An 18,771-nucleotide genomic window follows, 5' to 3' on the forward strand; every position below is an offset into this window, starting at 1 on the left:
ACGTTGGGAATTTTCCCAATGTAACTTCACCCCCATCACACCGATGGAGGCCCACATGCACGCACCCGATCTTCCCCATGCTCTGGCGCTGCTCTGCACGCCCGAGCTGGCGGCCCAGCACCCCTATCAGCGCCTGCGGTCGTGGGCACAGATCAAGGCGGCCGCAGGCGCGCCCCTCAGCCTTGACCGCGCCACCTACCTTGCAGAGCTGAACCTGCGCGTCACCGCGCCGTGCCGGCCCTCCGACAATGGCGAATGGACGCCAGAGGCCCTGCTGCCCGTTCAGGCCCGCGTCGCGGTGCGCATTGCCGACCTCCAGGCGCGCCACAGCAGCGCGCCCACCAGCGGGGACGCGGCATGAGCTTCGATTGCAACGACATCGCCGCGATGCGCAAGGCGATCCTCGGCGGCCAGGAACTGCTGGCGATCTGCAAGACCGAGCATGAGGCCAAGCAACTGGTGGCTGTCGTCGCCGAGGGCTTTGACGACCTGCACGCCAATCCGATCTATCTGTCCGTGACCAAGCGCGACGGCCGCGGCCTTCTGCAAGCCCATTGGGGCCACTGGCGGCATGGTCGGCGGCCCGATGAGTATGACATGTCTTTCGTCCTGTTCCGCACCGACGCGCTGCCGTCCCAGGAAGGCGGTGCAGCATGATCCTGACCTGCTGCAAAACCGGCCGTTACTGGCGCTACACCACCGAGGGCGAGGCCCGCCGCGCCGCGCGCACCCTCGGCCTGGTCGACTACACGCTGGAGGTGCGGACATGACCGGGGACGTGATCGCCGCCGTGGAACTGGTTCTGGCCCTGCTGTTCCCGGGCGGACGCGCCAGCCAGGATCTGCTGGACCATATCGAGAAGGCCGACCAGGACGGCATGGCCCCCGATGACGCGCTGCACGCTGCGTTGCAGGCGGTGAAGGCCGACCCATTCTACCAGGCGCAGCACTTGTGCGAGGTCGGGAAGATGCCTGACGTGGCCGAGCTGCGCTCAGACCTGTATCGCGCTCTGGTCGCCCGGTTCCGGGCGTATCTGGGCGCGGACAGAGCGCCAGAGGCAGCAGCCATCCTGCATTCCATCACCCTGGTCCTGGAGGCCGACGACAAGGCCGCAGCGAAGTATCTGCGCCGCCACTGCTGGACTGAGGTCCGGGCCGTGGAAGCGCCGCCCGACGCCGAACACCTCCTCGACGCCACGCTTTCCACCTTCAGCGAGAAGGTTCGCGCGGCGGGGCTGCGGACATGACCGCCCTTCACGATCCCCTCGCCCAGTTCCTGCGCAGCATCGAGGGACGCAGCGCCAAGGAACGCGCCGACGCCTTCGCCAACGCTGCGCTTGAGACCGGCGGCAGCTTCGGGCCCCACCGTTTCGGCTGCTTCCAGATCGACCTGCACCGCGTCATGGCGGCGGGCGCCACGCAGCGTGACGCCATGGACCGGTGGATCGACCGCGCCCAGACCGCCGTCGCGGCCAATCGCAAGACCGGCCTGCTGCAGGCGGCCAAGGCGGGCCTGGCAGAGTTTCAGGCCTCTGACCTGATCTCCGACCGCGCCGCGGCGGCCAGCCGGATCATGACGAACCTTCAGGATGCCCTCGGCCCCTACCCGGCCATCCTGGCATCGCTCCAGATCGAGAACATCGTGCTCCCTGATCGCTACCTTGAGGCCGTCATGGCCAAGGAGGAAGAGCGCGAGAAGGCATCGCAGGAAACCTACCGCCTGGAACGCCAGAAGACCCAAGCCCAGCAGGCCGTGCAGACCGCCCAGGCCGAGCGGGACGCGGCGCGGGCGCGGGCCGATGGCGAAGCCTATCGCGTGAAGACCGAGGCAGCCGCCAAGGCAGAGGCCATCCGGCTGGAAGGCGAAGCGCAGGCATCCGCCATCCAGGCGCAGCAGCAGGCCATCGCGAACAACCCCCTCATCATCGATTACGAACGCGCCCGCCGCTGGGATGGCGTGATGCCCAAGACCGTTCTGGGCGACACCTCCGCCGGCCTCTTGCTCAACCTCAACTGATCTCAATCGGGCATTCCACCCCGATCCCCGAAAGGAACACCCCATGCCCAACCCGATCATGAAGTACTTCGCCTATGCGCATCTGCCGGAACACCTGCAAGCCGTCAGCAAGCCCGTCGGCGACCTTGCCCAGCAGATGGACGCCGCCCTGCCCGATGGCCCCGAGAAGAGCGCGGGCCTGCGCAAGCAGCTGGAAGCCAAGGACTGCCTGGTCCGCGCCAGTCTCACCTGACCCAAGGATGACGCCTCTTTCTGCCCCGGGCGCCCCGGGGCAGCGACGGACGCCATTGCAACCGGAGACCGAGATGCCGCCCTTCTTCCCGAAAGCCTTCGCCGCGACGACTTCCAAGTCAGGCTTCACCATCTCCCTGGGGACCAGCTCCAAATCCGGGCCCTATGTCCGCATCGGGCTGAGCCTGCAGGCGCAGGAAGCCCATTTCGGCGGGGCCCTGGACACCCAGAAGGACGCGATCCTGCTGGAGCTGAACGACGATCTGCAGAAGACGCACATCCTGAAGGTCGCGCTGGCAGATCGCGGGGACCCGAACAGCCTGCCCCTGCAAGGCGGCATCCGCGCCAGCCTCTTCGCCAAGATCCAGCCCTGGGCAAAGGCAACGGTCGCAGCTCAGCGGTCCTCCGAACTTCAGATCCTGAGCAGCACGCCCGGCAAGTCCGTCACCCTCAAGCTGCCGGAATGGGCCCGGCCGGAACCCCGCAAGATCAACCAGGGCAAATCGCTCATGGGCGACTGACGCCTCTTTCTGCCCCGGATGCCCGGGGCAGCGACGGACGCCAGCCAGGAGAACCGCAATGCTGCACCAAAGCCCGAAGGACATGACGGCCGTGAAGGCCCGCGCAATCATCCCGCGCGACGCACTGAAGCACGCGACGGCGCTGCTCAACCAGGTGATTGAACGGCGGAACACCCTCCCCATTCTGGGCTATCTGCGCGTCGAAATCCGCGACCAGTCGATCACGATCACCGGCACCGATCTGGACATCGAAATGTCGATGGACCTGGAAGCGGAAACCGAGGGCACCGCGACGGTGATGGTCGCAGCGCGCGTTCTGGCCGGGCTCATGCCGGATGCGGCCGGGCCGATTACCCTGACCATTTCGCATGACCCAATCGGGGATCTGATCCAGCTCAGCGACGGCGAAACCGAGATCACGCTGAACGCGCACATGCCTGCAGACGAATACCCGGGTCTCAAGCATTCGGAATTCACGCCCGCCTTCACCCTCAGCCAGGACCAGATGGCCCGCCTCTTCCGGCTCAGTCGGCACTGCATCAGCACCGAGGAAACCCGCTACTACCTGAACGGCGTGTTTCTGACCTCCGACCCGGAGCGTGGCACCGTGCGCAGCGTGGCGACCGATGGGCACCGCCTGGCGCGCATCGATACCGACGAGCCGATCAATCTTTCCAGCCTTAGCCCTGCAGAGCGGCCCGGCCTGATCGTGCACCGCAAGTCGGTTGAGGTCCTGCTGAGCCTGTTTGCCAAGGGTGGCAATGAACCGGTCAAGGTCGCGATGGGCGCCAACTCCGCAGGCGCCACCTTCATCGAGGTCACCAGCGGCACCATCCGTTTCGCCAGCAAGACCATCGACGGCACCTATCCAGACTATGCCCGCGTCATTCCCCCGCCCAGCCAGGCGATGGTGGCGCATCTCAGCGGCCATGCCGCCAGGCGCGCAGGCGCCTTGGCGCGGACGGTTTGCAACCAGCGGTGCAATGCGGCGGAACTGGATCTGGCCGCAGGCCGGATGACGGTCCGGTCCCCCGAGGGGAACACCATGGCCATGCCGCTCCAGGGCACCATTTCGGATGGATGCCCCCACACCCGCGCCAGCTTCAATATCGAATACCTGCGCGCGCAGGGCGCCGTGACGCCGACCTTCACCCTTTCCACCGCCGAGCCCTCGGCACCGGCGCGCATCGTCTCGGATGACCCGCAGGCGCTGTGGGTCCTGATGCCGATGCGCGCCTGACCCAGCCAGAGCCAGACCATGCTTGACCAGGACATCACCATGACCATGCAGACGACGATCCCCCTCGCGGACGGCGAAATCCATTCCATGATCGGCAGCAAGATCACCGAGCCCCGGGACGAGCTGTTCAACGAGGCCGCCCGCCACGTGATCAAGGAACAGGTCGCCTCGACCAGCTACATCCAGCGCACCTTCGGTATCGGCTATGGCCGTGCTTCGCGGATCATCGGCCAGCTGCAGGCCATCGGCATCGTCAGCCCGGCCGATCACCTCGGTAAGCGCACGGTCGTGACCGTGGACGACCTGCGCAGGGAACTGGAAGCGGTGAAGCGCGGCGCCGCGATGCGCAAGCTCGACCAGGAGGCGCGCGCCGCCGCCGGCAAACCGCCGGTGAAGAACACGCCGGAGGACGAGGCAGTCGCCGACAAGGCCTACCGTGTCTCGGCCACCGAGCTGCGCCAGTTCATCGAACGCTTCGAACGCCTGGAGGCGGAAAAGAAGGACATTGCCGACCAGCAGAAGGCGGTCATGGCCGAGGCCAAGGGCCGTGGCTACGACACAAAGGTGATGCGCAAGATCATCGCCCTGCGCAAGCGCGACAAGAACGACATCGCCGAGGAAGAGGCGGTGACGCAGATGTACATGGAAGCGTTGGGGATGGCGTGATGGACGGATCTTCCCTCTTCCACTTCCCCGAGCCCATCGGCCCCACCGACGAAACCCGCCCGCTCATCGTGGACAGCTTCGCGGGCGGTGGCGGTGCTTCGACCGGGATTGAAATGGCCCTTGGCCGCAGCCCCGACATTGCCATCAACCACAATGCGGCGGCTCTGGCCCTGCACGCGGCCAACCACCCCGAAACCCTGCATCTGTCCGAGAACGTCTATCACGTCGATCCAGCGGACCGCCTCGCGGGACGTCACATCGGCCTCATGTGGTTCAGCCCTGACTGCAAGCATTTCTCGAAGGCCAAGGGCGGCAAGCCGGTCGAGCGCAATATCCGGGATCTCGCGTGGATCATCCCCGGCTGGATCGAGCGGATCCAGAAGACCGGCGGCAAGGTCGATGTCGTGATCATGGAAAACGTGGAAGAATGGAAGGACTGGGGACCGCTGGTCGATACCCCCAAGGGCCTGATGCCCTGCCCCGACCGGCGCGGCCAGACCTTCGCCGCTTGGTGCAAGAAAATCCGCCGCCTTGGCGGCAAGATCGCCACCCGCGAGCTGCGCGGCTGCGACTTCGGCGCCCCAACGATCCGCAAGCGGCTCTTCGTCATCATCCGCTTCGACGGCAAGCCCATCGTCTGGCCGAAGCCGTCCCACGGCGATCCGTCCAGCCGCGCTGTCCGGCAGGGCAAGCGCCTGCCCTACCGTACCGCCGCCGAGTGCATCGACTGGTCCCAGCCCTGCCCCAGCATCTTCGACACCAAGGCCGAGGTCCTGGAAAAGCACGGGCTCCGCGCGGTGCGCCCGCTGGCGAACAACACGCTGGCCCGGATCGCACGCGGCATGAAGCGCTATGTGCTGGACAGCGACCAGCCGTTCCTGGTCAACCTGACCCATGGCGGGCGGCTGGAAGCGGTGAACGAACCCTTCCGCACGATCACGGCGGCGCACCGCGGCGAAAAGGCCCTCATTGCCCCCAGCATCACCCGGTTCAATTCCGGCGCCACGGGCTCCGCCATGGATGCCCCTCTGCCGACCGTCACCGCCAACAGCTACGTGAAGCGCCCGGGCGGCGCGGCGCCTCTCGGTATGCTCTCGCCCTACCTCGCCAGCATCGCGCATGGTGACAGCGGCGGGCGCCGGGAATACCCGCTGACCGACCCCCTGGGCACCGTGACCATGGGCGGCATCCAGCATGCCGTCGTCGCGCCCTCGCTGATGTCCCTGAAGGGTACCGACAGGCGCGACAGCGCCATCACCGCGCCGCACCCCACCGTGCTTGCGGGTGGCGGTCACAGCGCCCTCCTGGCGCCGGTCCTGACCTACGCCCAGCAGGGCGGGCGCTGCCGGTCCGTCACGGATCCGCACCACACGATCTGCGCCAGCACCAAGGACCAGAATTCCGTGATCGTGCCGACGCTCATCCAGACCGGATATGGCGAGCGCCAGGGGCAAGCGCCTCGATCGCTCGACATCCACCGCCCTCTCGGGACGGTGGTCGCAGGCGGCACCAAGCATGCGACCTGCGCGGCTTTCCTCGCCCAGCACAACAACGATGGCCGGCGCCCTGGCAGCGTAAACCCCGGACGCCCGGCGACGGACCCCATGGCAACCATCACCGCCAGCGGAAGCCAGCAGATGCCGGTCGCGGCCTTCTTCGCGAAATACTACGGCACCGGCACCGGCGCCCGCACGGATGCCCCGTACCACACGATCACGACGAAGAATCGCATGGCTCACATGCAGGCGAACCTGGACGTGCCGCCCTTCAGCGAGGCCCACGCAGTCCGGGCGCGCCAGGTCGCGGACTTCCTGCGCGCCCACGACGCATGGGATGGCGGCGAGTTCGTGACGCTGGAGATCGACGGGATCACCTACGTGATCGTGGACATCGGGATGCGCATGCTCACGCCGCGCGAGCTGTTCACCGCACAGGGCTTCCCGCGCGACTACGTGATTGAGGGCCATTGGCTCCAGGACGGCGAAGACTGGCGTTGGAACGCCTTCACGAAGGACGTGCAGATCAGCTGCTGCGGCAACAGCGTCTGCCCGACCGTGGCCGAGGCGCTGGTACGGGCGAACTGCGCGCACCTTGCGGTGCCGATGGAGCTGGCCGCATGACCGTCACCGCCCGCGACAGCCTCCGCCGCGCCGACCAGCGCCGCCATCTCGCCAACGCCATGACCGACGCCAGCGACGATGCGCTCAACCTGATCGAGGCAGCCCTAAACAGCCGCAGCCCCATCGCGTTGCAAGCCGCCGCCGAGATCCTCGGAGGCCGCCCCCATTACCGCCACAGCGAAGACGCCGGCCAGCCCTGGCGCGCCGACGCGACCACCAGAAAGGAGTGACCATGCTCGATGAATACACGCGCCTCAAGGAGGCGAAGGACCAGGCGCAGCAGCTTGCAGACGAAAGCGACAATCGGCACGTCCGGCTGGTCTGCACCGCGCTGGCGCTGGAAATGCGCAAGATGCTGCGCGGCATGCGGCGGGAGCTGAAGGCATGAGGGACATTTCGTATTTCGTCGTCACAGTCCTGGGGACCGTCCTGGCATTTGCCTTCGCAGCCTATTTCGTCATCGGATTTGGCGTTGGCCTCACCTGGCCCCTCTGGCTGTTTCTCTGGAGGTAGAGCGATGACTGACCAGCAGAAACCGCAGGCGCCGGCCCAAAAGGACGTGGACGAATATCTCGCAATGGAGGGTTTTTATGGGATGCAAGGAACGCAGAAAACCATCCAATCGCTGTCCGTGATACTTGCAGCCGAGGCCGGACGAACCAAACAGGCAGAGGCCCGTGCGCAGCGGTTCCATAGACGGGCGCAGAAGGCCGAAGGGAAACTCGACAGCATGTCTACCCTGCGGCGCGAGCTTGCCGCCCTGCGCGCCGAGAACGAGGCCTTGAGGGCCGGACAGGCGGAAGCCCCATGCCAGACATGCGGCGGACTTGTCTACATGGGCGACGCATGCTGCCCGGTCTGCTCCCCCGAGGCCAAGCTCGACGCAGCCCCGGCTCGCGTGCGGGTCAAGCCGCTGGTGTGGTATGACCCGCCCGAGGGGGAAACCTATCGCATAGGCAGGTGTGGAGAGTTCTCCTATACCGTTTGCTTCGACTTCGGAAGATGGGGGTACCGCCACCAAGGCAAGGCGGGATTTACTGCGAGCCGTCCCGGCTGCGCCCCGTTCAAGGACGAGGCGGATGCCATGGCTGGGTGCGATGAGGACCACGAGCGCCGCATCCTCTCTGCCCTCGACCTCGCCACAGACGCCCACCCGGACGACGATGCCGTTGACCGGTTCGCTGTCGTGATGAAGGCCAAGCTGGCGAAGAAGCGCAGCGAAGGGCGAGGCGGCTGGGACGACAAGGAGGCGTGCAGCCGGGGCTTCCTGTCCGACCTGCTGCGCGGCCATGTCGATAAGGGCGATCCGGTGGACGTGGCGATCTTCGCCATGATGCTGCACCAGCGCGGGGAGGAGATCCTTCCATGACCCGCCCTCACGGAAAACCGGCCGCCGGCGTCCAGGCACCCGCGCATCAGGTCGAAACGCTCTACTACCTGGACGATTTCGCGGACGAAGTTGTGCCCTGCGATCCGACGCTGGACGGCTGGGCCAACTGGCTGGCAAAGCCAGATCCCGAATGGTCACGCGACGCCCCGGCAAGGGACGGCCAATCCTTCCCGTGTTCCGCTGTCGATCTGACCTATCACACCGCGACCAAGGACGGCGATAGGTGGGCGTTCGATCCCGCCCTACCTGCGACGTTCGACGTAGCTGCACTTGCCCATGGCCCAGGACAGGGCTGGAGCAGTGACGACCTCACGTCCCCCGAGGATCTGGAAGACACCCTCGACCTTGGGGATGAACCGCAGGTCGTGGCCATCATGGCCAACCACAAGGATGGATACGTCGCGACATGGCACGCGGACGGCCCGCGGATGACGATCTATCGTCAACCAGATCAGAAGGTGGAAGTGGAACTGGACCAGAATGAGTGCAGCAAATGAGCAATGAAGGGACCTTCGCCCTGGTGCCGGTTGCGGAACTGGCCGCGCTGCGTCGCGACGTCCAGGAGCTGACGGCCGCGCTGCGCGGGGCGATGATCACACCGGCACCGCAATGGCTGTCTATCACCGCGGCGGCGGCCCGATATGGATGCGACCGATCAACGATCTACCGTCGGATCAACGCCGGCGAAATCGAAGTGCGCGGCCACGGGCGGACACGGCAAGTCAAGGTTCCAGCGGCTTAGTCAAGCCGCTGGGCCAATTCCTCAGCCGTGGCATCGTAATAGATCATCAGCATCTTGATGTCGCGGTGCCCAACCATCTTGGCCAGCGCCAGCGGATCCAGTTTCCGCGACAGGCGCGTGATCGCTTCGTGGCGAGAATCGTGGAAAGTCAGCCCATCGACTGCCGCCAGCCCGCGCAGCTTGCGCCAGTTGGCATCTAGCCGCGCCGAGGTCATGGCAAAGACCGGCGCGGCCTTGGGTAACGCCTCCAGCAGCCGTACAGCCTCGGCTGACAGGGGTACATCGCGCGAGCGGCCGTTCTTCGTCCTGGGCAGACGCACGAAGCGGCGCTCCAGGTCGATATCGGCCCAGTACATCGCGCAGATTTCCCCCGCCCGCATCCCGGTCTCGATCGCGAACAGGAACGCATGATAGGCCCGCGCCTGGGCCATGCCCAAGTCATCCCCGGCAACATGCGCCAGGCGCTTCAGCTCTTCCTGCTGGGGCCGCCGTTCGCGCTTGTGCGGGGCCGTGGGGCGGCGCACGTCGCTCATCGGATTGCGCGAGACCATGCCCCATTCCCGCCGTGCCTGGGTCATCACCGCCGACAGCAGGTTCATTTCCCGGTTCACGGTCGCCGGTGCCACATCGCGCAGCCGCGCATCCCGCCAGCCGGCAAAATCCTCGGCCGTCAGGTCGCATACCGCCTTCCTTGCCAAGGCCCCCGTCTTCAGACGTTCGATCTGGCGGACTTCCCACATCTCGCCCCGCTTGGTCACGGACACCTCGCGGGCATACCGGTCCAGCACATCCGCGAAGAGCGTCGCCGAGGCAACCGCTTCCCGATTGAGGATCAAGTATTCCTGCCGCGCCGCCCAATCCTTGGCTTCCCGCTGTGTGGGGAATACCTTGGAGGTACGAACCCCCTTGCGCGCCACTTCGGCACGCCATCCAGTTGCGAGTTTTCGTATCGAGGCCAAGTTTACGCACCATGCGGAATATCTGCGTAACCAAGTGCCCAGAAGTGCCACCGGAACGCAACCGGAACAGCACTCAAAAGGCCATAAAACCCAATGAAAAAACGCCCTGCGACGGATCATGTCACAGGGCGTTTTGTTTATGGTACCCAAGGTCGGACTCGAACCGACACGCCTTGCGGCGGGGGATTTTGAATCCCCTGCGTCTACCATTTCGCCACTTGGGCCGCCCGCTCCGTGTAGCGTCCCCGAAGGGACAGGTCCAGCCTCTTTGCGAAGCATTTTCGCGGCCATCCGCCGCTCGCCCCGCGTGCATGGGCCGCGACCCCTGCAACGGCTTGACCCCCGCCAAAGCCCATGGTCTCTGGAGCGCACAAGCCCTTTGGCACAAGCAATTTCAGGCATTCCCGTGATCAGAAGACTTTATGACTGGACCATCCGCATGGCGGATCACCCCCATGCGCTCTGGGCGCTGGCGCTCGTCGCCTTCGTGGAAAGCTCGTTCTTCCCGATCCCTCCGGACCTGCTGATGATCCCGATGATCATCGCCCGTCCCAGCCGCGCCTTCACCATCGCCCTCGTGGCCATGATCGCCTCGGTGCTGGGGGGGATGCTGGGCTACGCGATCGGCTCCTTCGCCTTCGACAGCATCGGCAAGCCCATCCTGGAACACCTCGGCAAGGCGGATTCCATGGAGACCTTCAACCAGAAGTTCAACAATGCCGGCTTCTGGGCCGTGCTGGGCGCCGGCATCACGCCCTTCCCCTACAAGGTGATCACCATCATGTCCGGCTGGACGGGGATGAACATTGTCACTTTCACCATCACCTCGATCGTCGCGCGTGGCCTGCGTTTCTTCATCATCGCCGCGCTGCTGTGGAAATTCGGGTCACCCGTTCGTGACTTCATCGAGAAGCGCCTCGGCCTTGTCTTCACCGTGTTTTTCGTGATCCTGATCGCCGGTTTCCTGGTGGTGAAGTACATATGACCTACAGACAGACGACGCTCCTGGCCGCGGCCGGGTCCGCCGCCCTCCTCCTGGGGGCCCTGGGCTTCCAGTTCATCGGCGGGCTGGCGCCCTGCCACCTGTGCCTGCTGCAACGCTATCCCCATGTGGTGGCGGTGGTTCTGGGGCTTCTGGCCACGCTGACCGGCTGGCGCTGGATTGCGCCTCTGGGCGCCCTCGCGGCCCTGACCACCGCGGGCACCGGCCTCTACCATACCCTGGTCGAACGCCACATCGTCGAAGGCCCCACAACCTGCACCTCCGGCAGTGTGGGTGCCCTCAGCTCGGACCAGCTGTTCAACCAGATCATGACGGCGCCGCTGGTGCAGTGCGATCAGGTCGCCTGGTCGATGTGGGGCCTGTCGATGGCCAGCTGGAATGCCATTGCCTCGCTGATCCTTGTCGCGATCTGGCTGGTGGCCTGGCGCCGCGCCTGACAGGACAACCGGGCGCCCCCGAAAAGCGCCCGGTTCTTTCATCTGACCGAAAATACTCTCCCCGAAGGGACGGCGCCGCAAGGCGCCGTTTTCGTTTCAGAAATCCCCCGGCGCGCATTGCAGGCAGACCAGCCCCGCTTCCCGCCAGAACGCCACGACCGACGCGCGGTCATCGACCACCAGCCAGGGCCGGAAGCCATCCGCGCGGATCTTTTCCAGCAGATGCGCCTTGACCTCGGGGTCGGGCCAGCGGTCGGCGGCCTCGGGGCGCAGGTAGATGCCGTCATAGGGCAGCCCCGCCTGCGCCAGCCAGGCTTCGGTGCGATGCTGCCAGCCCTCGGGCCGCCCCGAGCACAGCACGATGGCATCGCCCCCCGCCTTCAGCTTGCGCAGCAGACGGCCGACGGGCTCGATCTCGGGGGTGTCGGCCATGGCGTCGTGGAAGGCATCCCACTGCTTTTCGGCATCATGCACCAGATGGCCCAGCCGGTCGCTGTCAAAGCGCGCCAGGGTGCCGTCGATATCGAAGATCACGCAATCCAATCGTTCAGATCCTTCTCGTTCAGGTCGTGGGTCAGCCCGGCCTCCTGCCATCCGCCCGGGCCGGGTCGGAACAGGATCGGGGCGGCATTTCGGGGGCTTGGCCCATGTTCGCTGCCCCCCGTCAGGCGGCGGATGGCGCGGATCGTGCCGGAATGGGCGACCAGGACCGCCGGCCCCGGCAGCGACAGCGCCTGCCCCAGGGCGCGCGCCACGCGGGTCAGCATGTCGTCCCAGGGCTCGCCCGCGGGGGGCGTCTCGGCCCGGGGCGTCAGTTGCGACACCGGCGCCATTTCCAGATCGCCCCAGTTGCGTTCGCGCAGGCCCTCCAGCACCACGGCAGAGCGTCCGGGAAAGGCCAGCGCGGCGGTGTGGCGGGCGCGCGCCTGCGGGCTGACGAAGACCGAGAGGCGCTCCGGCCAGGGCAGATCCGCAAGGGCGCGTGCCTGCCGCAACCCGACATCGGTCAGCAGCGCCTCGGTCCGGCCCGCGATCAGGCCTGCGCGGTTGGCGTCGGTCTCGCCATGGCGGATCACGCAGAAGGCGCGGCGGGGGAAGGTATTGCGGATCACAGCACCACCCTTTCGTGGAAGAACAGCTCGGCCCGGGTGCGGTCCTCGACCAGGTAATCCTCGGGCAAGGGGCAGAAGAGCGGCGCAAAGCGGGCCGCTCCCAGACGCCCGACCAGCGCCATCTGGTCGGGCAGCGGCGGGTGCACGTTCCAGCGGGTGAAATGCCCGCCCGGGTGGCGGCCGATGGCGCGGGCATGGGCGGTCATGTGGCCGGTGAAGACGACGTGGAAATCCTGCCCCAGCCGCCCGGCATCGCGCGCCTTCTGCACCATGGCCCAGCTTTGACCGGCATCCGCATTGGGGTTGTCGCAGATCAGGAACCGCGCGTCGGGATCGAAGGGCCGACCCAGCAGCGGGGCAAGGGCCGCCGCGCCGGGGCGGATGCCTGCGGGCGCCCCCGCCGCCAGCGCCTGGCGCAGGATGTCGCGGCAGGTGTCGTCCAGGCTGACCTCGCCACGTGCCATCAGGTGCAGCGCCAGCTCTCCCGCCCGGCCCGAGGGCGGCACCGGCAACAGCACCTGCCCCCTCAGCCCCGCCAGCAGTCGGTCCAGATCGCGCTTGCGCTCGGCCTGGGGCACCGGATCCAGGTGGTAGCTGGCGTCGATCAGCGCGGTGCGCGCAGGCGGCGGGGCGTCAAAGGCGAACCAGCGGGATTCCTCGGACCAGTCGCCGGAATAGAACAGCCCCTCGCCCAGATCCAGATGCAGCCAGACCCCGCCCAGGGCATGGCCATTGCGCCCAGTGGTGACGGTGACGCCCTCGAAGACCGTCTGCCCCTGCACGGGGATCTCCTGCAACAGGGCGCCGGGCGGCAGGGCGCGGGCGGTGATCGCGGTGCAACGGATCGGCAGACCGGCGGCAATGGCATGGGCAGCGCCACCGATGTGATCGACGTGATCATGGCTGATGAAGACCGCATCCACCCCGCGCAGCCATTCGGGACGGAACGGCGCCGAGGCCTCGGGGCCATGGCCGCAATCCAGCAGCCAGCAGCCACCGGGATGGGTGACGCGGATGCAGGCCGGGCCCTTGTCGCCCAGCCCCGACAGGATCTGGACCTCAGCCATGCTGACCTGCCCGGAACGCCCAGGGGGTGCCGATCCGCAGGCCAAGGGGCGCGCCCTCGTGCAGGCGGGCGCGGCTGAAGGCCACCAGATCCAGCCCCTGCCCCGCCCGCAGCCGCAACCGGAAGCGGCCGCCCTGATAGGTGCAGGTGGTGACCTGGGCGCGGATCGGGCCGTCGTCGGACAGGGTGATGTCCTCGGGGCGGATGCACAGGTGATCGGGGGCATCGGCGCGGGCGCGGGCCTGAAGGCTTTGGCCCAGCAGGCTGACGCGGGCGTGACCGGGATGGCCCGGCCCCTCTGGGTGCACGGGCACCACGGCGCCATCGCCGACAAAGCCCGCCACGAAGGCATCGGCGGGTTCGTTATAGAGGGTTTCCGGGGCGGCGAACTGGCGAATGCGCCCTTCGGACATGACGGCGACGCGGTTGGCCATGGCCATCGCCTCGGTCTGGTCATGGGTGACATAGACCATGGTGGCACCGGTGCGGGCGTGGAAATCGCCAAAGACCTCCTGCATGGTGCCGCGCAGCGCCAGATCGAGGTTCGCCAGAGGCTCGTCCAGCAGCACCGCCGAGGGCTCGGCCACCAGCGCGCGCGCCAGCGCCACCCGCTGCCGCTGCCCGCCCGACAGCGCCGCGGGCGCGCGATCCGCATAGTCGGCAAGGCCCGTCATTTCCAGCGCGCGGGCGACACGGGTGCGGCGTTCGGCCCGGGGCACACCGCGGATTTCCAGCGGATAGGCGATGTTGCGCGCCACCGACATATGCGGCCATAGCGCGTAGCTCTGAAAGACGATGCCCATGTTGCGGTCCTCGGGCGGGACCATCTGGCGGGTCGAGGCGATGGGGCTGCCATCCACCGCGATCTCGCCCTCGGTCGGGGCCTCGAAGCCCGCCAGCAGCCGCAAAAGCGTGGTCTTGCCGCAGCCCGAAGGCCCCAGCAGCGCGATGAATTCGCCATCGGCGATGGTCGCGGTTACATCGGCCAGCGCCGGACGCGGGGCGCCCTCGAACCGCTTGCCCAGCCCCCGCAGCGTCAGTTCTGCCATGGGACAACTCCTTTCGGAAGATGACGGGCGCAGGCCTGGATCAGCGCCATCAGCGCCACCACCACCCCCACCACGGCGACCGACACGGCCGAGGCCATGACCGTTTCGCCACTGTCATCAAGGTTGAAAATCACGACCCCCAGCGTCTCGGTCCCCGAGGACCACAGCAACGCCGAGACGGTCAGTTCGTTGAAGGCGGTCAGAAAGACCAGGATCGCGCCCGCCGCCGCAGCCGGGGCGATGAGGGGCAGAAGGATGGTCGCAAGGCGCCTGGGCAGCGAGGCACCGGCCGATTGCGCGGCTTCCTCCATCGCCGGGTCCAGCTGCGCCAGCGCCGCCTGCACCGGGCGCAGCATGATCGGGAAGAAACGCGCCAGATAGGCGATGAAGATGATCCATGCGGTGCCGTAGAGCGTGCGGTCCGTGAAGGGCAGCTTCAGGAACAGCAGGATGCAGGCGATGGCCAGCACCACGCCCGGCAGCGCATAGGGCAGATCCACCAGCAGATCGAAGATCCGCGTCAGCCGGGTCGGACGGCGCAGCATCAGCCAGCCCAGCGGCAGGCAGATCGCCATCAGCACCAGCGCCGCCGCCCCCGCCAGCCGGAAGGAATTGCCGAAGGCCCGCGCGGTCACCGGCTGATGCAGCAGCGCCTCGGACCAGCCCGCGAAGGTCATGGTCTTCAGCGACAGCGCCACCCCGTAGGCCGGCACGAGGGAGGTCGCCACAAGCGCCAGAAGCGGCAGCACAAGGATCGCGAGGATCACGCCCCACAGCAGCAGTTCGACCAGCGGACGCGCCCGGCCAAGCGAGACCTCAAGCGGGCGGTTCGCCAGCCCGATCAGCCCATAGGCGCGGCGGCGCAGGAACAACCGGTTGGCAATCACCCCCAGCAGCGCCACCGCCCCGATCAGCAGCGCCAGCACCGAAATTTCGGGCAGCACCGAAGGGCCCATCCCCGACAGGCGCTGGTAGATCAGCGTCGGCAGCGTCGAATAGCGCGCAGGGATCCCCAGCATCGCCGGAATGCCGAAATTGCCCAGGGCGGTGACAAAGGCCATGGCGGTACCGGCGGCAAGGCTGGGCAGGCTGAGCGGCAGAACCACCTGGCGCCACAGGCGAAATCCCCGGGCGCCTGCGGCACGGGCGGCCTCGACCGCCTCGGGCGGGATGGCGCGCAGCCCGGCCCGCAGGGTCAGGAAAACGATGGAGGTATGCTGGATCCCCAAGAGCAGCGCGATGCCCATCGGCGAATAAAGCGGCTGCGGCGCGCCCAGCGGCGGCGCGATCCCCAGCGTCTTCAACAGCACCGACGACGGCCCCGTCAGCTGCGTCCACGCGAGGGCCGTGATCTGCGGCGGGATCATCATCGGGATCATCAGGCAAAAGACCAGCGCGGCCTTGGCGCGCAGATCGGTCAGCGCCACCAGAAAGGCAAAGGCCCCGCCCAGCAGGCAAGAGATCACCGTCCCCAGCCCCGCCGTCCCCAGCGAATGCCACAGCGCGGTCCGCGTCGTCTCGGCCGTCAGAACCCCGGCCATGGCCTGCAGGCCTGCGGGACCGCTCAGCCCCTCGATCAGCAGACGCGCCACGGGGGCCAGCGTCAGGACGATGACGGGGATCATCATGAGGGAAAGCAGCCGGCCCTCGGACCGGCTGCCTTGAGGGTTGCGCGCGTGGATCACGCTCATTTCACACCGAAGATCTCGGCGAAGGCGGCCTTGTTCTTGTCGGCATCGGCCAGCGCCTTTGCCGGGTCAAAGGACATCAGCCGGATCTGGTCGCGCGCCGGGAAGCCTGCAGGCACGCCCATATCGGCGCGCGCCGGGATGTAGCCCATCTTCAGCACCAGCTCCTGGCCCTGCTGCGACAGCAGGAAATCGACAAAGGCCTTCGCCGCATCGACATGCTTGGCGTCCTTCAGGATCGCCACCGGTTCGGTCACGTAGGACACGCCCTCTTTCGGGAAGACGAACTTGACCGGCGATCCCTTGGCCTCGGCCCGGATCGCCATGTAGTCGACCACCACGCCATAGGGTTTCTCGCCCGAGGCGACGGCCTTGAAGACGCCGCCATTGCCGCCCTCGGCGCGGGTGCCTTCGGCCGCCAGGTCGCGGTAGTAATCCCAGCCCAGATCCTTGTCGCCGGTCAGCGTCGCCAGGTGGATCAGCGCGGCGCCGGAATAAAGCGGCGAGGGCATGGCGACCATGTTCTTCATGTCCGGCCCCACCAGATCCGCCCAGGAGGTCGGCTGATCCTTGGCGGCGGTGTTGTAGACGATGCCGGTGGTGATCAGCTTGGTCGAATAATAATAGCCCTCGGGGCTGAAAAGCGCGGGGTCATAGGCCTTCGCCTCGGGGGATTTATAGGCCATCAGCTGGCCCTGCTGCGCCATGCCTTCCAGCGTGACGGTATCCGAGATCAGCAGCACGTCGGGCTGGGCCGCACCGGCAGAGATCTCGGCCTGCAGGCGGGCCATCAGCTGGGTGGTGCCGTCACGCACCCAGTCGACCTTGATGTCGGGATGGGCGGCCATGAAGGCATCGACCGTCGCCTGGGCATCGGCATTGGGCTGCGAGGTGTAAAGCGTCAGGGTTTCCGCCTGGGCCGACAGCGGCAGAAGGGCGGCAAGAAGAGCAGCGACACGCAGTTTCATTGGAACATCCGTTTCCTGAACTGTTTTCGTTCGAAAGCCATCTTCGGCCTTCGGCGGGCCTGTTCCGGCTACAGCCCCTTCATGACACCTCCGTGACATTTCGGAAGAAAGCACAATTGACGCTATGAAAGCCTGCCACGATCCCCTAGGCCAGAAGCACCAAAGGTTTCGTAGGAAAGCCCATGACCCATCTGGCCCGGCGTCGCGATCATGTCCTGACCCTGCTGTCGCTGCACGGCCCGCTTTCGGCGCAAGAGCTGTCGGACCGGTTGCAGGTGAGCGTGCAGACCCTGCGCAGCGACCTGCGGGCGCTGGACGAGGACGGCCGGATCCGCCGCCGCCACGGCCGCGCCTGCCTGCCCGAGACGGCCGAGAACATCGGCTATCAGCCACGGCTGAGCGTGGCGCGCAGCGAAAAGTTGCGGATTGCGGCTGCGGTGGCGGATCTGATCGGGGATGGCGCGCGCATTGCCCTTGGCACCGGCACCACGCTCGAGGAAATCGCCCGGGCGCTGGCGGTGCGGCGGGACCTGTTCCTGGCCACCAACAGCCTGCATGCGCTGATGGCGCTGCGCGGTGCGCCGGGATTGCAGGCGCGGCTGGCGGGGGGCGCGGTGCGGCTGCGGGACCTTGACGTGATCGGGGCGGATGCGCTGGATTTCTTCCGGCCCTACCGGCTGGAAACGGCGGTGTTTTCCTGCGGCGGCGTGTCCCCGCAGGGCGAGGTGCTGGATTTCAACATGGACGAACTGCGCGCCCGCGCGGCGATCGCGGACAGTGCCGCGTGCCGGGTGCTGGTCTTCGACAGCTCGAAGATCGGGCGCGCGGTACCGATGGGGGCGGGCCGGATCTGGGATTACGAGGTGGTGGTGCAGGCAGGTCCCCTGCCTGATGCCGTCCAAGCCGCCTGCCGGGACGCAGGATGCCAGCTGATCAGCGTCTAGGACGCGGCGCCCGCGCGATGGCGGGGGCTGGCAAGCAAGGACTGCCCGGAGGGGGGCGCCCGTAACCGGCGGGGGCCGACAGGCAAGGACCGCCGGGGGCGGCGCGTTTCCGGCGGGGGCTTGGGGCGGATCTGCGGGGCTGCGGGCCCTGCCCGTCCGGCCAAGCCGGTCAAGTCAGGCCAAAGCGCCGAAGGGGGCCGCACCCGTCGGTGCGGCCCCGTCTGCGCGGAAAGGGACGTCAGTTCAGAACGACGGCCGGTCCCCTTTCCTGCAGCGTCACCGTCGAGGTGGCGCCGCGCATCTTGATCTCGGTCACGGTCATCGACCGGGTGCCGCCCTTGGTGCCGAACACCTCGACCGAGACGCGCCCGTCGCAGGTGGCATCCAGCACGGAATACAGCGCCGGCCCCGTCAGTTCCGCCACGGCCCCGCCGGGGATCAGGTGCATTTCCTTCGGCACGACCCGCATGTTCCCGACGATCAGCTCCATGGGACGGTCCGTTTCCTGGGGATGAACATGGTGTTTCGACATGGCCCTCTGGCCTTTCTTCCTGGTGGCCCCGGACAGGGGGCCACGCGGTTTCACCTGTGCCTTGGGGCGACGGCCCCAGCCATTGCC

The 18,771-nt window shown here is 67.2% G+C and carries 25 protein-coding genes, 1 tRNA gene and 1 pseudogene; 18 read left to right on the plus strand and 9 right to left on the minus strand.

Features of this window, described 5'->3' with window-relative positions; all coding sequences use genetic code 11:
* Positions 1-55: 55 nt before the first annotated feature.
* The 15 genes and pseudogenes from AC2ITM_RS17910 to AC2ITM_RS17980 all read left to right on the plus strand — a co-directional run bounded on the left by AC2ITM_RS17910 (position 56) and on the right by AC2ITM_RS17980 (position 8,926).
* On the plus strand, positions 56-361 hold the full coding sequence (locus tag AC2ITM_RS17910; RefSeq protein ID WP_486469497.1) for a hypothetical protein: 306 nt from the start codon (positions 56-58) through the stop codon (positions 359-361).
* The gene (locus AC2ITM_RS17915; RefSeq protein WP_486469498.1) at positions 358-657 is read left to right on the plus strand and encodes a hypothetical protein; all 300 of its coding nucleotides are present in this window, start codon (positions 358-360) and stop codon (positions 655-657) included. Before AC2ITM_RS17910 ends, AC2ITM_RS17915 begins: the two co-directional genes overlap by 4 nt.
* A gap of 109 nt (positions 658-766) precedes the next feature.
* Complete coding sequence (locus AC2ITM_RS17920; RefSeq protein ID WP_486469499.1) at positions 767-1,246, plus strand: hypothetical protein; 480 nt, start codon at positions 767-769, stop codon at positions 1,244-1,246.
* Positions 1,243-2,016, plus strand: coding sequence for an SPFH domain-containing protein (locus tag AC2ITM_RS17925; RefSeq protein WP_486469500.1), 774 nt, complete (start codon positions 1,243-1,245; stop codon positions 2,014-2,016). The genes AC2ITM_RS17920 and AC2ITM_RS17925 overlap by 4 nt, the downstream gene beginning before the upstream one ends.
* 43 nt (positions 2,017-2,059) lie before the next feature.
* On the plus strand, positions 2,060-2,248 hold the full coding sequence (locus AC2ITM_RS17930) for a hypothetical protein (protein ID WP_486469501.1): 189 nt from the start codon (positions 2,060-2,062) through the stop codon (positions 2,246-2,248).
* A 73-nt stretch (positions 2,249-2,321) separates the two neighbouring features.
* Positions 2,322-2,768, plus strand: a complete 447-nt coding sequence (locus AC2ITM_RS17935; RefSeq protein ID WP_486469502.1) for a hypothetical protein — start codon at positions 2,322-2,324, stop codon at positions 2,766-2,768.
* Positions 2,769-2,850: 82 nt separating this feature from the next.
* Entirely contained in the window at positions 2,851-4,008 is a 1,158-nt protein-coding gene (locus tag AC2ITM_RS17940) for a DNA polymerase III subunit beta (RefSeq protein ID WP_486469503.1), read from the plus strand.
* An 87-nt stretch (positions 4,009-4,095) separates the two neighbouring features.
* Positions 4,096-4,239, plus strand: a pseudogene (locus AC2ITM_RS17945) (DNA translocase FtsK); the annotation flags it as partial.
* Positions 4,240-4,350: 111 nt separating this feature from the next.
* A complete protein-coding gene (locus tag AC2ITM_RS17950) occupies positions 4,351-4,674 on the plus strand; it encodes a DUF2312 domain-containing protein (protein WP_486469767.1) in 324 nt (107 codons plus the stop codon).
* A complete protein-coding gene (locus tag AC2ITM_RS17955; RefSeq protein ID WP_486469504.1) occupies positions 4,674-6,794 on the plus strand; it encodes a DNA cytosine methyltransferase in 2,121 nt (706 codons plus the stop codon). The genes AC2ITM_RS17950 and AC2ITM_RS17955 overlap by 1 nt, the downstream gene beginning before the upstream one ends.
* Positions 6,791-7,024, plus strand: coding sequence for a hypothetical protein (locus AC2ITM_RS17960; RefSeq protein ID WP_486469505.1), 234 nt, complete (start codon positions 6,791-6,793; stop codon positions 7,022-7,024). Before AC2ITM_RS17955 ends, AC2ITM_RS17960 begins: the two co-directional genes overlap by 4 nt.
* 2 nt (positions 7,025-7,026) lie before the next feature.
* Positions 7,027-7,182, plus strand: coding sequence for a hypothetical protein (locus AC2ITM_RS17965; RefSeq protein ID WP_486469506.1), 156 nt, complete (start codon positions 7,027-7,029; stop codon positions 7,180-7,182).
* A 129-nt stretch (positions 7,183-7,311) separates the two neighbouring features.
* Complete coding sequence (locus tag AC2ITM_RS17970) at positions 7,312-8,163, plus strand: hypothetical protein (protein WP_486469507.1); 852 nt, start codon at positions 7,312-7,314, stop codon at positions 8,161-8,163.
* Positions 8,160-8,681: a hypothetical protein gene (locus AC2ITM_RS17975; protein WP_486469508.1), complete on the plus strand. Its 522-nt coding sequence runs from the start codon at positions 8,160-8,162 to the stop codon at positions 8,679-8,681. Before AC2ITM_RS17970 ends, AC2ITM_RS17975 begins: the two co-directional genes overlap by 4 nt.
* The gene (locus tag AC2ITM_RS17980; protein WP_486469509.1) at positions 8,678-8,926 is read left to right on the plus strand and encodes a helix-turn-helix transcriptional regulator; all 249 of its coding nucleotides are present in this window, start codon (positions 8,678-8,680) and stop codon (positions 8,924-8,926) included. The genes AC2ITM_RS17975 and AC2ITM_RS17980 overlap by 4 nt, the downstream gene beginning before the upstream one ends.
* Here AC2ITM_RS17980 and AC2ITM_RS17985 read toward each other — a convergent pair.
* The gene (locus AC2ITM_RS17985) at positions 8,923-9,843 is read right to left on the minus strand and encodes a tyrosine-type recombinase/integrase (protein ID WP_486469510.1); all 921 of its coding nucleotides are present in this window, start codon (positions 9,841-9,843) and stop codon (positions 8,923-8,925) included. The genes AC2ITM_RS17980 and AC2ITM_RS17985 overlap by 4 nt on opposite strands.
* Positions 9,844-10,025: 182 nt before the next feature.
* Positions 10,026-10,109: transfer RNA gene (locus AC2ITM_RS17990), tRNA-Leu, on the minus strand.
* A gap of 182 nt (positions 10,110-10,291) precedes the next feature.
* Between AC2ITM_RS17990 and AC2ITM_RS17995 the strand changes: the two genes are divergently transcribed.
* The gene (locus AC2ITM_RS17995) at positions 10,292-10,870 is read left to right on the plus strand and encodes a YqaA family protein (protein ID WP_486469511.1); all 579 of its coding nucleotides are present in this window, start codon (positions 10,292-10,294) and stop codon (positions 10,868-10,870) included.
* Positions 10,867-11,325, plus strand: coding sequence for a disulfide bond formation protein B (locus AC2ITM_RS18000; protein WP_486469512.1), 459 nt, complete (start codon positions 10,867-10,869; stop codon positions 11,323-11,325). Before AC2ITM_RS17995 ends, AC2ITM_RS18000 begins: the two co-directional genes overlap by 4 nt.
* A gap of 96 nt (positions 11,326-11,421) precedes the next feature.
* Here the strand turns inward: AC2ITM_RS18000 and AC2ITM_RS18005 are convergent, their stop codons facing one another.
* From AC2ITM_RS18005 to AC2ITM_RS18030, 6 genes are read right to left on the minus strand one after another with little or no spacing between them, the layout of a single operon-like run.
* Entirely contained in the window at positions 11,422-11,859 is a 438-nt protein-coding gene (locus tag AC2ITM_RS18005; RefSeq protein WP_486469513.1) for a phosphatase domain-containing protein, read from the minus strand.
* On the minus strand, positions 11,856-12,437 hold the full coding sequence (locus AC2ITM_RS18010) for a histidine phosphatase family protein (RefSeq protein WP_486469514.1): 582 nt from the start codon (positions 12,435-12,437) through the stop codon (positions 11,856-11,858). Before AC2ITM_RS18010 ends, AC2ITM_RS18005 begins: the two co-directional genes overlap by 4 nt.
* A complete protein-coding gene (locus tag AC2ITM_RS18015) occupies positions 12,434-13,504 on the minus strand; it encodes an MBL fold metallo-hydrolase (RefSeq protein ID WP_486469515.1) in 1,071 nt (356 codons plus the stop codon). Before AC2ITM_RS18015 ends, AC2ITM_RS18010 begins: the two co-directional genes overlap by 4 nt.
* The gene (locus tag AC2ITM_RS18020; RefSeq protein WP_486469516.1) at positions 13,497-14,552 is read right to left on the minus strand and encodes an ABC transporter ATP-binding protein; all 1,056 of its coding nucleotides are present in this window, start codon (positions 14,550-14,552) and stop codon (positions 13,497-13,499) included. Before AC2ITM_RS18020 ends, AC2ITM_RS18015 begins: the two co-directional genes overlap by 8 nt.
* Positions 14,540-16,243, minus strand: a complete 1,704-nt coding sequence (locus AC2ITM_RS18025) for an ABC transporter permease (RefSeq protein WP_486469517.1) — start codon at positions 16,241-16,243, stop codon at positions 14,540-14,542. Before AC2ITM_RS18025 ends, AC2ITM_RS18020 begins: the two co-directional genes overlap by 13 nt.
* A complete protein-coding gene (locus tag AC2ITM_RS18030) occupies positions 16,240-17,208 on the minus strand; it encodes an ABC transporter substrate-binding protein (RefSeq protein ID WP_486469518.1) in 969 nt (322 codons plus the stop codon). Before AC2ITM_RS18030 ends, AC2ITM_RS18025 begins: the two co-directional genes overlap by 4 nt.
* A gap of 182 nt (positions 17,209-17,390) precedes the next feature.
* Between AC2ITM_RS18030 and AC2ITM_RS18035 the strand changes: the two genes are divergently transcribed.
* The gene (locus tag AC2ITM_RS18035) at positions 17,391-18,152 is read left to right on the plus strand and encodes a DeoR/GlpR family DNA-binding transcription regulator (RefSeq protein ID WP_486469519.1); all 762 of its coding nucleotides are present in this window, start codon (positions 17,391-17,393) and stop codon (positions 18,150-18,152) included.
* Between the two features lie 238 nt (positions 18,153-18,390).
* Here the strand turns inward: AC2ITM_RS18035 and AC2ITM_RS18040 are convergent, their stop codons facing one another.
* A complete protein-coding gene (locus tag AC2ITM_RS18040; RefSeq protein ID WP_486469520.1) occupies positions 18,391-18,642 on the minus strand; it encodes a hypothetical protein in 252 nt (83 codons plus the stop codon).
* Between the last annotated feature and the right edge of the window lie 129 nt (positions 18,643-18,771).

Source organism: Pseudooceanicola sp. NS-SX9, assembly GCF_057380705.1.